The 13087-nt window shown below is 68.5% G+C and carries 6 protein-coding genes; 5 read left to right on the top strand and 1 reads right to left on the bottom strand.

Features of this window, described 5'->3' with window-relative positions; genetic code table 11:
- Positions 1-99 precede the first annotated feature (99 nt).
- From IE277_RS01830 to IE277_RS01815, 4 genes are all read left to right on the top strand, one after another.
- The gene (locus tag IE277_RS01830) at positions 100-1104 is read left to right on the top strand and encodes a carbohydrate ABC transporter permease (RefSeq protein WP_189947807.1); all 1005 of its coding nucleotides are present in this window, start codon (positions 100-102) and stop codon (positions 1102-1104) included.
- A gap of 19 nt (positions 1105-1123) precedes the next feature.
- On the top strand, positions 1124-2029 hold the full coding sequence (locus IE277_RS01825; protein WP_189947805.1) for a sugar ABC transporter permease: 906 nt from the start codon (positions 1124-1126) through the stop codon (positions 2027-2029).
- A 171-nt stretch (positions 2030-2200) separates the two neighbouring features.
- Positions 2201-3889 carry a glycoside hydrolase family 13 protein gene (locus tag IE277_RS01820; RefSeq protein ID WP_189947803.1) on the top strand — a complete coding sequence of 563 codons (1689 nt, stop codon included), beginning with the start codon at positions 2201-2203 and terminating at the stop codon, positions 3887-3889.
- Positions 3890-4046: 157 nt separating this feature from the next.
- Entirely contained in the window at positions 4047-5420 is a 1374-nt protein-coding gene (locus IE277_RS01815; protein WP_189947801.1) for an alpha-amylase, read from the top strand.
- A 10-nt stretch (positions 5421-5430) separates the two neighbouring features.
- Here IE277_RS01815 and IE277_RS01810 read toward each other — a convergent pair whose 3' ends face one another.
- The gene (locus IE277_RS01810) at positions 5431-7500 is read right to left on the bottom strand and encodes a carbohydrate-binding module family 20 domain-containing protein (protein WP_189947799.1); all 2070 of its coding nucleotides are present in this window, start codon (positions 7498-7500) and stop codon (positions 5431-5433) included.
- A gap of 186 nt (positions 7501-7686) precedes the next feature.
- Here IE277_RS01810 and pulA point away from each other — a divergent pair, with 186 nt between their 5' ends.
- Positions 7687-13059 carry a pullulanase-type alpha-1,6-glucosidase gene (pulA, locus tag IE277_RS01805; protein WP_229880459.1) on the top strand — a complete coding sequence of 1791 codons (5373 nt, stop codon included), beginning with the start codon at positions 7687-7689 and terminating at the stop codon, positions 13057-13059.
- The last annotated feature ends 28 nt before the right edge of the window (positions 13060-13087 follow it).

The raw sequence follows: 13087 nt of genomic DNA, 5'->3' as shown, positions 1-13087 counted from the left end.
CAGGAGGGGAGGGATCCGACGGCCACCGCCCCGCGCCCAGCCCGATTCCCTGCCCGCGTACCCCGGCCCAACCCCGTGAACCTGTGAAGGTGTCGAACCATGACCGTCGCCATCGACCGCGCGACCGGCGAGCGCCGCGGTGACCGCGCGCCTCGGCCCGGACCGGGGCAGCGCATCAGAAACGGCTTCCAGAAGTACTGGTACGCCTACGCGATGATCGCCCCGGTCGTCGTCGTGCTCGCCGTCATCGTGGGGTATCCGCTGATCCGCGGCTTCTATCTGACGCTGACGGACGCCGACAGCCTCAACTCGGCGCGAACGATCGGCGTCAACCACATCGCCGCCACCTACAAGTTCGTCGGCCTGGACAACTACAAGGACATCCTGTTCGGCCCGACGTCGTACGACCGCTTCTGGTCGCACTTCCTGTGGACCGTCTTCTGGACGGCTGCCTGTGTGTTCCTGCACTACACCATCGGACTCGGCCTCGCGCTGATGCTCAACCAGAAGCTGCGCGGCCGCACCTTCTACCGGCTGCTGCTGGTCCTGCCCTGGGCGGTGCCGGCCTTCGTCACCGTCTTCTCCTGGCGGATCATGCTCGCCGACTCCGGAGTGGTCAACCAGATCCTCGGCGCCCTGCACCTGCCCCAGCCGCAGTGGCTGGAGGATACCTTCTGGCAGCGCTTCGCCGCGATCATGGTCAACACCTGGTGCGGTGTGCCGTTCATGATGCTCTCGCTCCTCGGCGGCCTGCAGTCCATCGACTCCACCCTCTACGAGGCGGCCGAGATGGACGGCGCGAACGCCTGGCAGCGCTTCCGGCATGTCACCCTGCCGGGGCTGAGGGCCGTCAGCTCCACCGTCGTGCTGCTCGGCATCATCTGGACCTTCAACCAGTTCGTCATCATCTTCCTGCTGTTCGGACCCACCAGCGCCCCCGACGCCCAGATCCTGGTGGACTGGGCCTACCAGCTGGGCTTCGGACAGCAGCCGCGGGACTACGCCCAGTCCGCCGCGTACGGCGTGCTGCTGCTGTCGGTCCTCGTCGTCTTCACCTCTTTCTACTTCCGCTGGCTGAAGCGCAATGACCAGCTCGCCGTCTGACGCCGCAGGAGCCGCCGCCATGAGCACCACGACCCTCGAAAAGACCGAGACCGCACCGGCCCCCGCCGCCCAGCCCCCGAGCCGGACGGGCCGGCGCGGCGAGCGCGGCCCGCTCGGCGCCGCCCTGCTGCACGGCGGCCTCGCCGTCGCGAGCCTCATCGCGCTCGCCCCGGTGGCCTGGCTGTTCTATCTCTCCCTCGGCCCGGACAAGGACGACTACCTCCACCCGAGCCGGATCGCGGGCAAGTTCAGCTTCTCCAACTACAGCTTCGTGCTGGAGCACACCGGCTTCTTCGACTGGTTCAAGTCGACGATGATCGTGGCTCTCGGCACCACCCTGATCGGTGTCCTCGTCGCCGCGACCACCGGCTACGCGGTCTCCCGGATGCGCTTTCCCGGCTACAAGCAGCTGATGTGGGTCCTGCTGCTCACACAGGCCTTCCCGATCGCCATCCTGATCGTGCCGATGTACCAGATCTTCAGCGATCTCGGCCTCATCGACACCTACTGGGCGCTGATCATCATCAACTGCACCACGGCCGTGCCGTACAGCGCCTGGCTGCTCAAGGGGTACTTCGACACCATCCCCTTCGAGATAGACGAGGCAGGCCGCGTCGACGGGCTCAGCCCGTTCGGCACCTTCTTCCGGCTGATCCTGCCGCTGGCCCGGCCGGGCCTGGCCGTCGCCGCCTTCTACAACTTCATCACCGCCGTGGGCGAGGTCGCCTTCGCGACGACCTTCCTGCTGGACGACTCGAAGTACACCTTCGCGGTCGGTCTGCAGACCTTCGTCAGCCAGCACGACGCCCAGTGGAACTACATGGCCGCCACCGCGGTGCTGATCGCGATACCCGTGTCGGTGTTCTTCTACCTCGTGCAGAAGAACCTCGTCACCGGCCTGACCGCGGGCGGCACGAAGGGCTGAGCCGCCCCACCCCCAAGGGTTCCCGCGCACCGGCATGTGCGCGGGTAGGCGGCCGCGGTGCCCATCCGACCCCGCAGCACCGCGGCCGCCTCGCACACCCCCCGGTCCCGGCATCCTTCGCCGTACCAACGCCCACGCGCCCATGACCCCATCTCTCTTATCAAGGACGCCATGAGCCAGCAGCACCCCGCCGCACCGGCCCCCCACTCCGCAGCCGCCGTATCCGCCGTAGCCGACCGCCGCGACTGGTGGCGGGACGCGGTCATCTACCAGGTCTATCCGCGCAGCTTCGCCGACAGCAACGGCGACGGCATGGGCGACCTGGAAGGCGTTCGCGCCCGTCTGCCGTATCTGCGCGACCTCGGTGTCGACGCCGTGTGGCTCAGCCCCTTCTACGCCTCCCCGCAGGCCGACGCCGGTTACGACGTCGCCGACTACCGCGCCGTCGACCCGATGTTCGGCAATCTGCTCGACGCCGACGCGCTGATCCGCGACGCGCACGAGCTGGCCTTGAGGATCATCGTCGACCTCGTCCCGAACCATTCCTCCGACCAGCACGAGTGGTTCAAGCGCGCCCTCGCCGAGGGCCCCGGATCCCCGCTGCGCGAGCGCTACCACTTCCGCCCCGGCAAGGGAACGAACGGCGAACTCCCGCCCAATGACTGGGAGTCCATCTTCGGCGGCCCCGCCTGGACCCGGATCACCGAACCGGACGGCACGCCCGGCGAGTGGTACCTGCACCTCTTCGCGCCGGAGCAGCCCGACTTCAACTGGGAACACCCGGCGGTCGGCGACGAGTTCCGCTCGATCCTGCGCTTCTGGCTGGACATGGGCGTCGACGGCTTCCGTATCGACGTGGCCCACGGCCTGGTCAAGGCCGACGGTCTGCCCGACCTCGGCTCGCACGACCAGCTGAAACTGCTGGGCAACGATGTCATGCCGTTCTTCGACCAGGACGGCGTGCACGCCGTCTACCGGCAGTGGCGCACGATCCTGGACGAGTATGCGGACGAGCGCATTTTCGTCGCGGAGGCCTGGACGCCGACTGTCGAGCGCACCGCCAACTACGTCCGTCCCGACGAACTCCACCAGGCCTTCAACTTCCAGTACCTGTCGACGGAGTGGGACGCCAAGGAGCTGCGGACGGTCATCGACCGCACCCTTCAGGCCATGCGCCCGGTCGGCGCCCCGGCCACCTGGGTGCTGTCCAACCACGACGTCACCCGGCACGCCACCCGCTTCGCCAACCCGCCCGGCCTCGGCACCCAGATCCGCACCGCCGGAGACCGCGCGCTGGGCCTGCGCCGCGCCCGCGCCGCCACCCTGCTCATGCTGGCCCTGCCCGGCTCGGCCTACGTCTACCAGGGCGAGGAGCTGGGCCTGCCGGACGTCGTCGACCTGCCCGACGAGGTGCGCCAGGACCCGGCGTACTTCCGGGGCGCCGGCCAGGACGGCTTCCGCGACGGCTGCCGGGTGCCGATCCCGTGGACCTGCGAGGGCTCCTCGTACGGCTTCGGCAGCGGCGGCAGCTGGCTCCCGCAGCCGGAGAGCTGGGCCGAGCTGAGCGTGGAGGCGCAGACCGGTGTCCCCGGCTCGACGCTGGAGCTGTACCGCTCGGCGCTGAGCGTCCGCCGGACCCGGCCCGACCTCGGCGCGGGCGACGCGGTGCAGTGGCTGGACGCGCCCGAGGGCGTCCTGGCCTTCCGGCGCGGGGAGTTCGTGTGTGTCGCGAACACCACGGGGGAGCCGGTGACGTTCCCGGTCAGCGGGCAGGTGCTGCTGGCCAGCGGTGAGATCACCGAGGCGGACGGCGGGACGAGGCTGCCCGCCGACACCACGGTGTGGTTCGGCATGGTCTGACGACCCGTCGAGAAGTTTTTGCATCAACTTCACAACGGCCCGCTGTCTTTCGGACAGCGGGCCTTTAACATCTGCGTCACCGCAAGTTTGCTGAAAGATTTCAGCAAGCGCCTTCAGCGGGCTCTCCATAGGCCTTCAACGTCGAAGGAACCCCCACATGGCACGCAGATTCCTCTCCGGGGCGGTCGCCCTCACGGCCGCCACCCTTGTCATGACCCCAACTACCGCGGACGCCTCCCCGCCCGGCACCAAGGACGTCACCGCCGTCCTCTTCGAGTGGAACTACGACTCGGTGGCCCGCGAGTGCACCAGTACCCTCGGCCCCGCCGGCTACGGCTATGTCCAGGTCTCGCCGCCCGCCGAGCACATACAGGGCTCGCAGTGGTGGACCTCGTACCAGCCGGTGTCGTACAAGATCGCGGGCCGGCTCGGCGACCGCACCGCCTTCAAGAACATGATCGACACCTGTCACGCGGCCGGACTGAAGGTCGTCGTCGACACCGTCGTCAACCACATGTCGGCCGGATCCGGCACCGGCACCGGCGGCTCGTCGTATACGAAGTACGACTACCCGGGCCTGTACTCCTCCGCCGACCTCGACGACTGCACGGCCCAGGTCACCAACTACCAGGACCGCTGGAACGTCCAGCACTGCGAACTCGTCGGCCTGGCCGACCTGGACACCGGCGAGGAGTACGTCCGCAAGACGATCGCCGGCTATATGAACGACCTGCTCTCGCTCGGCGCCGACGGCTTCCGTATCGACGCGGCCAAGCACATCCCGGCCGAGGACCTGGCGAACATCAAGTCGCGCCTGACGAACCCTTCCGCCTACTGGAAGCAGGAGGTCATCTACGGCGCGAACGAGGCCGTCCAGCCCTCCGAGTACACCGGCAACGGCGACGTCCAGGAGTTCCGCTACGCCTACGACCTCAAGCGCGTCCTCAACTCCGAGAAGCTCGCGTACCTGAACAACTTCGGCGAGGGCTGGGGCTATCTGAAGAGCTCGGTGGCGGGCGTCTTCGTGGACAACCACGACACGGAGCGGGGCGGCTCGACCCTGAACTACAAGGACGGCGCCAACTACACCCTGGCCAACGTCTTCATGCTCGCCTGGCCCTACGGCGCCCCGGACATCAACTCCGGCTACGAGTGGTCCGACGTGGACGCGGGCCCGCCGAACAACGGCCAGGTCAACGCCTGCTGGCAGGACGGCTGGAAGTGCCAGCACGCCTGGCCGGAGATCAAGTCCATGGTCGCCTTCCGCAACGCGACGCAGGGCCAGGCGGTCTCGGACTGGTGGGACAACGGCAACAACGCCATCGCCTTCGGTCGGGGCGGCAAGGGCTATGTGGCCATCAACCACGAGTCCTCGGCCCTGTCCCGCACGTACCAGACATCGCTGCCCGCCGGGACGTACTGCAACGTCCAGAACAACACGACGGTGACGGTGAACTCCAGTGGGCAGTTCACCGCCACCCTGGGCTCGAACACGGCGCTCGCGATCTACGCCGGGAAGTCGAGCTGCTGACCCGGAAGGCCTACTTCCAGGTGTCGCTCGTCGTGTAGCCGGACGAACTGCCCGTCGTGTATGCGCGGTTCGTCCCGGACTCCCAGGTCACGTTCCCGGAGCCGTCCTTCTTCACGTACTTGTACGTGAAGGACGTGCTCTTGGGGACGATGACCAGCCGGTTCCAGTCCGGGTACGACGCCGAGGACAGCGGGACGGCGTCGGACGTGCTCCAGGAGCCCAGGGACGGGATCGAGCCCGTGACGTAGACGTTGGTCCCCCAGTCCGTCGTCGCCGTCTCGTGGAAGGTGACGTCGGTGGCGTCGGTGTCCGCCACGTTCCAGGAGTTGTTCAGCGAGAGGGCCGACGTGGTCGTCGTCGCCGATCTGTCGGCGTTCGACTCCCAGGTCACATTGCCCGAGCCGTCCTTCTTTATGTACTTGTAGGTGAAGGACGTGTCCACCGGGACGCTCACCTCGCCCGACCAGAGCGGGTAGCCGGACGACGACAGCCGGACCGCCTTGGAGGTGTCCCAGCCGCCCAGCGCCGCGATGGACCCGACCACGTACACGTTCGTGCCGGAGGCGGTCGGCCCGTACTCGTCGAACGTCGCGTTCACCGTGTCGCCCGAGCTTCCGCCCGCGTCCCCGCAGCCCACCGTGCAGGTGTAGGAGGAGTTGTAGAAGGCGACCGCGCCCTTCGCGGGGACGGTGACCGACGCGCTGCCGCCGGAGACGGTCACCGTCGACCTGCCGCCGTCGATCACGTTGCTGTACGTGCCGTCCGCCATGCCCCTGGCGAAGGTGTACGTCGCGCTGCTCGTGCCGTTGTTCAGCGCGAAGAAGCCCTTGCCGCCGCGGCCGAAGCCGATCACGTTCGACGACTTGGTCTGCCAGTCGGAGACCGCGGCGGTGTCGGTGGCGTTGTGCCAGGCCACCATGCCGACCACCGCGGTGTCCCGGTCCAGGCAGTACCAGGCGCCGCCGGCGCAGTCGGTGTCCGTCACGAAGCCCGAGGAGTTCGGCGGGGCCTGGTCGCTCCGGGTCCATTCCCAGCTGGCGTACACCGTGGGCGTGGCCCACTTGTACGCGAGCTGGAAGAGGTTCGCCAGCTCGTAGGTGTCGCCGTCCTTGTACGACAGATGCAGCCCGTTGCGCTCGGTGTCGTGGTTCGTCACGAACGACACCGAGTTCGCGGCCGGCAGGATGCCGCTGCTCCCGATCGAGGACAGGTCGGAGACATTGCCCTGGAAGGCCGACTTGAGCTTGCTCGCGTAGGTGAAGTCCAGGACGTCACCGGTGGCGTAGTAGTCGCTCGGCTGCGGGGTCGAACCCGGGTAGATCTCCTGGAAGACATACGGCGCCGAGCCCGACGCGGTGTTGCTCAGCTTGCCCTCGATCGCCGCGATGTCGGTCTCGGGGATGTGCTTGGCCGCGTCGATCCGGAAGCCGTCGACGCCCAGCGCCAGCTGGGAGTTCAGGTAGTTCGCGAGACCCGTGCGGACGGTGTCCGACCCGGTCTTCAGGTCGGGCAGGCCCAGCAGTTCGCAGTTCTGGACCTGGGTCAGGTTCGAGTAGTCCTGGATGGTCAGGTCCGACGTCGGGCACTGGCTGGAGTCGTGGTAGTCGGAGCGGCTCCAGTCGGGGGTGGAGTACTTGTCGGTGATCGTCGTGCCGTTGTAGCCGGTGCCGGTCTGGGCGGCCGTGTGGTTGATCACCGCGTCCGTGTAGACCTTCACCCCCGCCTTGTGGCAGGCCGTGATCATCGAGGCGAACTTCGCCTGTGAGCCGAAGCGGCTGTTCAGGGAGTAGGAGTAGGGCTGGTAGGCGTCCCACCAGTAGTAGTTCGACTGCTTGAGGGACTCCTGTGGCGGTGCCACCTGGACCGCGCCGTAGCCGGCGGGGCCCAGGACGTTCGTGCACTCCGAGGCGATCGAGTCCCAGTTCCACTCCCACAGGTTGGCGATCACATCGCCCTTGGCGGTGGTGTCCGCCTGTGCGGGTGTCGTGGGCAGCGCGATGGCTCCGGCCAGGGCGAGGGCCCCCGCGGCCACGGCGGTCGCGGTGCGGCGGAGGACGCTCGGGGGTCGCTGTCTGCTCATGTGCGGCTCCGAAAGAAGAGACAACGTTCAACAACCGGTGAGCGTGCGGCAGTTGAGAAGAGCACGTCAAGGTTGACGTTGAAACTTCTTGCTATGAGTTTCAAGACTCTTGCTGTAAAGCTTTCGTTGGGGATACGGTCACGCGGGGTCGGACCCAAGAGAGCCGTATTCGCTAGGAGTTACCGCGTGATACCCAGAGCGAGACGGGTCGCGGCCGTCACCGCCGCGGCCCTCGCCGCCGCCCTGATCCAGCCACTTGCGGCACATGCCGCAGCACCGCCGGCACCCCCTTCGGACGCGGCCCTCGCCGCCCAGCCCGCCCGGCACGACGACACCCGCGAGCAGTTCTACTTCGTCATGCCGGACCGTTTCGCCAACGGCGACAGGAGCAACGACGAGGGTGGCCTCACCGGCTCCCGTCTCTCCACCGGCTACGACCCCACCGACAAGGGCTTCTACCAGGGCGGCGATCTCAAGGGTCTGACCAGGCGGCTCGACTACATCAAGGGCCTCGGCACCACCGCGATCTGGCTGGCGCCGATCTTCAAGAACCGCCCGGTGCAGGGGGCGGGGGCCGATGTCTCCGCCGGTTACCACGGCTACTGGATCACCGACTTCACCCAGGTCGACCCGCACTTCGGGACGAACCAGGACCTGAAGTCCCTGATCTCCAAGGCCCACGCCAAGGGCATGAAGGTCTTCTTCGACGTCATCACCAACCACACCGCCGACCTCGTGGACCACGAGGAGAAGTCCTCCGACTACCTCTCCAAGGGCGCCTTCCCGTATCTGACCAAGGACGGCAGGCCCTTCGACGACGCCGACTACGCGGACGGCACGAAGAGGTTCCCGGCCGTCTCCACCGCCTCCTTCCCGTACACCCCGAAGGTCACCAGCGACAGCAAGGTCCCGGCCTGGCTCAACGACCCGACGATGTACCACAACCGGGGCGACTCGACCTTCGCCGGCGAGTCCACGACCTACGGCGACTTCTCCGGCCTGGACGACCTGTGGACCGAGCGTCCCGAGGTCGTCCACGGCATGGAGAGGATCTACGAACGGTGGGTGAGGGACTTCGCCGTCGACGGTTTCCGGATCGACACCGTCAAGCATGTCGACATGCCGTTCTGGACACAGTGGGCGACCGCGCTCGACACCTACGCGGCCGCGCACGGGCGGAGGAACTTCTTCATGTTCGGCGAGGTCTACTCCGCCGACACCGCCGTCACCTCGCCGTACGTCACCCAGGGCCGCCTCGACGCCACCCTCGACTTCCCGTTCCAGGACGCGGCCCGCGCCTACGCCTCCCAGGGCGGCAGCGCACGGCGCCTCGCGAGCGTCCTCGGCGACGACTGGAAGTACACGACCGGCAAGGCCAACGCCTATGAGCAGGTCACCTTCCTCGGCAACCACGACATGGGCCGCATCGGGTACTTCCTGAAGCAGGACAACCCGAAGGCCACCGACGCCGAGATCCTGAAGAAGGACCGGCTCGCCAACGAGCTGATGTTCCTCAGCCGCGGCAACCCGGTCGTCTACTACGGCGACGAGCAGGGCTTCACCGGCTCCGGCGGCGACAAGGACGCCCGCCAGACCATGTTCGCCTCCAAGGTCCCCGACTACCTCGCCGACGACGAGATCGGCACCACCCGCACCCACGCCGGCGACTCCTACGACACGAGCGCCCCGCTCTACGAGCAGATCGCGGCCCTCGCCGATCTCCGCAAGGGCAACCCGGCGCTGACCGACGGAGTCCAGACCGAGCGGTACGCCGCCGACGGTGCCGGGATCTACGCCTTCACCCGGACGGACGCGCACACCGGCCAGGAGTACGTCGTCGCCCTCAACAACGCGGACACGGCGAGGACGGCCACCTTCGCCACCGGGTCGGCCGGCATGGCCTACCGGGGCGTGTACGGCGCCACCGACACGGTGCGCACCGGCAAGGACCGGGACGTCACCGTCACCGTCCCGGCCGAGTCCGCCGTCGTCTACCGCGCCACCGGCTCCCTCGACCGGCCCGCCGCCGGGCCGACGATCACCCTGAAGGCCCCGGCCGCCGGAGCCACCGGGACCGTGGACCTCACGGCCGGCGTCGACGGGGGACAGCTCGACCGGGTCGTCTTCGCCGCCCAGGTCGGAGACGCCAAGTGGCAGGTGCTCGGCTCCGCCGACCATGCCCCGTACCAGGTCACCCAGACCCTCGGCCAGAAGGTCCCCGCCGGGACCGCCCTGCGCTACAAGGCCGTCGTCATCGACTCGGCCGGGCACACCGCGAGCGCCACGGCGAGCAGCACCACCGGCACCCCGCCCGCACCCGCCGTCCCCACGGCCTCCTCGCGGGACTACGCGATCGTCCACTACAAGCGCACCGACGGCGACTACGACAAGTGGGGCCTGTACGCCTGGGGCGACATCGCCGACGGCGAGGCCACCACCTGGCCGGCCGGGCACCCCTTCGCCGGCCAAGACGCCTGGGGCGCCTTCGCCTACGTCAAGCTCAGGCCCGGCGCCTCGAACGTCGGCTTCCTGGTCGTCGACAAGAACGGCGACAAGGATGTCTCCGCCGACCGGAGCATCGACGTCACCAGGACCGGTGAGGTCTGGGTCGAGCAGGGCAAGCCGGACGTGCGGACGGAGAAGCCCGCCTATCCCGCGCAGGACACGAGCAAGGCCGTCCTCCACTACCACCGGGCCGACGGCGCCTACGACGGCTGGGGTCTGCACGTCTGGACGGGTGCCGCGCACCCCACCGACTGGTCGAAGCCGCTGCAGCCGGTGAAGACTGATGCCTATGGCGCGGTCTTCGAGGTGCCGCTCACCGCGGGTGCCACCAGCCTCAGCTACATCATCCACAAGGGCGACGAGAAGGATCTCCCCGCCGACCAGTCACTCGACCTCAAGGCCGACGGCCACGAGGTGTGGCTGTTGAACGGCCAGGAGGACCCGCTGCTGCCGCAGCCCGCCGGCAGTGCCGCCGCGCTGGACCTGACCACCTCCAAGGCGGTCTGGATCGACCGGAACACCCTCGCCTGGAACGGCGTCGACGGCGCCGCCTCCACCCAGCTGCTGTACTCCCCGAACGGCTCGATCGCCGTCAAGGACGGGACGCTGACCAGCGACGACGAGCACTGGATCCGGCTCGCGAAGACCACGCTCTCCGACGCCCAGAAGGCGAGGTTCCCCCATCTGAAGGACTACACCGCCTGGTCCGTCGACCCGCGCGACGCGGGCCGGGTGCGTACGGCGCTCACCGGGCAGCTCGTCGCCTCCCAGCGGGCCGCCGGCGGGGCCGTGCTGGCCGCGACCGGTGTGCAGACCGCCGGCGTCCTCGACGACCTCTACCCCGGTGCCACGAAGGCCGCGCTCGGCCCGGTCTTCCATGACGGGAAGCCGACCCTGTCCGTCTGGGCGCCGACCGCACAGAGCGTGGCACTGGAGCTGGACGGCTCCACCGTGGCCATGCACCGCGACGGCGCCACCGGCGTCTGGTCCGTCACCGGCCCCGCGTCCTGGAAGGGCAAGCCCTACCGGTACGTCGTCAAGGTCTGGGCGCCCAGCGTCCGCAAGCTGGTCGTCAACAAGGTCACCGACCCCTACTCGCTCGCCCTCACCGCGAACTCCGAGCGCAGCCTCGTCGTCGACCTCGACGACAGGCCCCTCGCCCCGAGCGGCTGGTCGGCCCTGCGCAAGCCCCGGGCCGTACCGATGAAGGACGCGCAGATCCAGGAGCTGCACATCCGGGACTTCTCGGCCGCCGACACGACCGTCCCGGCGAAGGACCAGGGCACCTATCTGGCCTTCACCGACAAGAACAGCGACGGGTCCAGGCATCTGCGGCAGCTGGCGAAGGCCGGGACGTCGTACGTGCATCTGCTGCCCGCCTTCGACTTCGCGACCGTCCCGGAGAAGAAGGCCGACCAGCAGAGCCCGGCCTGTGACCTGGCCTCCTACCCGGCCGACTCCGACCGGCAGCAGGCGTGCGTGGCGAAGACCGCCGCGAAGGACGCCTACAACTGGGGCTACGACCCGTACCACTACACGGTCCCCGAGGGCTCGTACGCCACCGACCCGGACGGCACCGCCCGCACGGTACAGTTCCGGCAGATGGTGCAGTCCCTCAACGGGGACGGCCTCAGGGTCGTCATGGACGTCGTCTACAACCACACCGCCGCGAGCGGCCAGGCCGACACCTCCGTACTCGACAAGGTCGTGCCCGGTTACTACCAGCGGCTCCTCGCCGACGGCTCGGTGGCCGACAGCACCTGCTGTTCCAACACCGCTCCCGAGAACGCCATGATGGGCAAGCTGGTCGTGGACTCCATCGTCACCTGGGCGAAGGAGTACAAGGTCGACGGGTTCCGCTTCGACCTCATGGGCCACCACCCGAAGGCCAACATCCTCGCCGTCCGCAAGGCGCTCGACGCGCTGACGCTCGCCAAGGACGGCGTCGACGGCAAGAAGATCATCCTGTACGGCGAGGGCTGGAACTTCGGCGAGGTCGCGAACGACGCCCGCTTCGTCCAGGCCACGCAGGCCAACATGGCCGGCACCGGCATCGCCACCTTCTCCGACCGGGCCCGGGACGCGGTGCGCGGCGGCAGCCCCTTCGACTCCGACCCCGGCGTCCAGGGCTTCGCCTCCGGCCTCTACACCGACCCCAACTCCTCGTCCGCCAACGGCACTTCGGCCGAGCAGAAGGCCCGGCTGCTGCACTACCAGGATCTGATCAAGGTCGGTCTGAGCGGCAACCTGAAGCCATTCACCTTCACCGACACCGACGGCAAGGAGGTCAAGGGCTCCGAGATCGACTACAACGGCTCGCCCGCCGGCTACGCGGACGCGCCCGGTGACGCCCTCGCCTATGTGGACGCGCACGACAACGAGTCGCTGTTCGACGCGCTGACCTACAAGCTGCCCGCGGGCACGAGCGCGGCCGACCGGGCCCGGATGCAGGTCCTGGCGATGGCCACGGCCGGCCTCTCGCAGGGCCCGGCCCTGTCCCAGGCGGGCACCGACCTGCTGCGCTCGAAGTCGCTGGACCGCAACTCCTTCGACAGCGGGGACTGGTTCAACGCCATCCACTGGAACTGCGCCGACGGCAACGGCTTCGGACGCGGACTGCCGCTGGCCGCCGACAACCAGTCCAAGTGGGACTACGCCAGGCCGCTGCTGACCACGGTCAAGGTGGGCTGCGACCAGATCACCGGCGCCTCCGCCGCCTATCGGGACCTGCTGAGGATCCGTACGACGGAGAAGGCGTTCTCGCTCTCCACGGCCGCGCGGGTGCAGGACGAGCTGTCCTTCCCGCTGTCCGGCAAGGACGAGACACCCGGGGTCATCACCATGACCGTCGGTGACCTGGTCGTCGTCTTCAACGCGACCCCGCAGCGGCAGGAACAGACGATCGGCGCGCTCGCCGGCACCCACTACCGGCTGCACCCGGTGCAGGCCGCCGGCGCCGACCCGGTGGTGAAGACCGCCGCGTACGCCTTTGGCAAGGGCACCTTCACCGTCCCGGCCCGGACCGTGGCGGTGTTCAAGAAGTCCGACCGGTAACCGGCCTAGGGCCTGTCCGGCGGATGGG

It is taken from the genome of Streptomyces alanosinicus (assembly GCF_014650595.1).
GTDB classification, from domain to species: domain Bacteria; phylum Actinomycetota; class Actinomycetes; order Streptomycetales; family Streptomycetaceae; genus Streptomyces; species Streptomyces alanosinicus.
Note: the sequence above shows the minus strand (reverse complement) of the source record. Positions and strands in the feature narration are given on the sequence as shown.

Coding starts and splice junctions, on each gene's coding strand:
- IE277_RS01815 (WP_189947801.1), top strand. CDS start 4,047: ATGGCACGCAGATTCCTCTCCGGGGCGGTCGCCCTCACGGCCGCCACC.
- IE277_RS01830 (WP_189947807.1), top strand. CDS start 100: ATGACCGTCGCCATCGACCGCGCGACCGGCGAGCGCCGCGGTGACCGC.
- IE277_RS01820 (WP_189947803.1), top strand. CDS start 2,201: ATGAGCCAGCAGCACCCCGCCGCACCGGCCCCCCACTCCGCAGCCGCC.
- IE277_RS01825 (WP_189947805.1), top strand. CDS start 1,124: ATGAGCACCACGACCCTCGAAAAGACCGAGACCGCACCGGCCCCCGCC.
- IE277_RS01810 (WP_189947799.1), bottom strand. CDS start 7,500: ATGAGCAGACAGCGACCCCCGAGCGTCCTCCGCCGCACCGCGACCGCC.